We start from the raw sequence: 1,803 nt of genomic DNA, 5'->3' as shown, positions 1-1,803 counted from the left end.
GTAACTTCTCAATAACCGCTGGTAAGACGGTGGATGTGTAACCGGCAAGGGGTTGTCAAGAGCGCAAAGATCTGGTCTAACAGAGGAATGAATCTAGTGCCAGAGAACCTGAAATCCAAGCCGTCATCAGAGGTCCTTTCCGAGATCGAGAGGTTGCTTGAGGTGGTGCGCCAGCAACAGCAGCAGATCCAATCGCAGCAGGAAATGATTGAGCGACTGGAAAGCCAGGTGGCGCAACAAGGGGAGCGGATCAAGCAACTCGAGGAAGAACTGCGGGCTCAGAAGAAACTGAAAGGGAAGCCAAAGCTGAAAGCCAGTCATCTGAATGACACCCCAGCGGACGAGGAAACAGGAGGAGAGACTGGCAAACGGGGCCAGAGGGGTAAGCGGAGCAAGAAAGCAGGCTTTGCGGTCGACCGGGTGGAGATCATCCAGCCTTCAGAGATACCGGCAGGGGCAAGATTCAATGGGTACCGGACCTACGACGTCCAAGAGTTGGAACTGAGCCGCCAGAACATTCGCTTTCAGTTAGCCGAATACGTCACGGTGTCGGGGGAGACGGTGGTTGGGCAACTGCCCGACGCCTATCGAGGGGGTCATTACGGCCCGACGTTAGTAAGCTACATCTTGTACCAACACTACCAATGTCGGGTGCCGCAGCCGTTAATCTACGAGCAGTTGCAAGATCTGGGGATAGGGATTTCTGCTGGGCAAATCAACCGGATCTTAACTGAGGGGAAATCGTCGTTCCACCAAGAACAACAGTCGGTCTTGCGGGTTGGGTTAGAGACCGCCACCTATATTCATACCGATGATACCGGTGCCCGACACCAGGGCAAGACTGGGTATTGTACGGTGATTGGCAATGCCTGGTTTGCCTACTTCAGCAGTGGGGAGAGCAAAAGTCGTCGCAACTTTCTCGAGGTTCTGCAGGGGCGGAGCCCTCGCTATATCCTCAATGACGATGCCCAGGGGTACTTAGCGACCCAGGGGCTAGCGGCCAAGCACTGGGCGACGCTGAGGTTCTCCGACCAGGTGCTGGCGACCGAGGCAGCGGCGTGGCAGGCCTACTTATCGGGGTTGGGCATTGTGAGTGCCAACGCGGTACGGGTCATCACCGAAGCCGCCCTGCTCGGCGGTGTCCTGGCCCAGGGAATCCGGGACGACCTGCGGATTCTCAGTGATGGGGCCGGTCAATTCAAGCTATTGCACCATGGCTTGTGTTGGGTGCATGCCGAACGGGCGCTGCGACGCTTAGCGGGCAGCACGGCCCAACATCGACTGAATATCGCTGAGATGCAAGACGTGCTGTGGACTTACTACCGCCAGTTGCAGGCCTATCGGCAGGCCCCAACGGCTGAGGCCAAACAGACCTTAGAAGAAGGGTTTGACCAACGGTTTGGACGCTGCTATCGGCACCATGTCAGTCTAAATATTGTGCTCCAGCAGTTTAGAGACCGCAAAGCCGAATTACTGAGAGTCCTCGATTGCCCTGAATTACCCTTGCACAACAATGCCGCAGAAACCGATATCCGCGAATATGTCACCCGCCGTAAGATTAGCGGCACCACGCGCTCGGAGGCAGGGCGACAAGCCCGCGATACCTTGGTGGGGCTCAAGAAAACCTGCCGCAAATTAGGCATCTCGTTCTGGCAGTATCTCCTCTCTCGCATTCATAGCGATGACCGAATACCACCGTTACCGGATGTGATTCGCGCTCAAGCTTCAGCGCCGCAGGTGGCGGCAGCTACCTGCGGCTAAGCTTATAGATCCTGTCTCTACCAGCACTTTTGGAGTAGTTAC

At 56.2% G+C, this 1,803-nt stretch carries 1 protein-coding gene; it reads left to right on the top strand.

Going from position 1 to position 1,803, the window contains the following annotated elements; translation table 11 throughout:
- Nucleotides 1-162: 162 nt before the first annotated feature.
- Nucleotides 163-1,761, top strand: coding sequence for a transposase (locus IQ254_RS30980; protein ID WP_193969974.1), 1,599 nt, complete (start codon nucleotides 163-165; stop codon nucleotides 1,759-1,761).
- Nucleotides 1,762-1,803: the final 42 nt, after the last annotated feature.

The sequence above is a fragment of the Nodosilinea sp. LEGE 07088 genome (genome assembly GCF_015207395.1).
In the GTDB taxonomy this organism is placed as follows: domain Bacteria; phylum Cyanobacteriota; class Cyanobacteriia; order Phormidesmidales; family Phormidesmidaceae; genus Nodosilinea.
The sequence above is the reverse complement of the archived record's forward strand: the minus strand, read 5'-3'. Positions and strand labels throughout refer to the sequence as shown.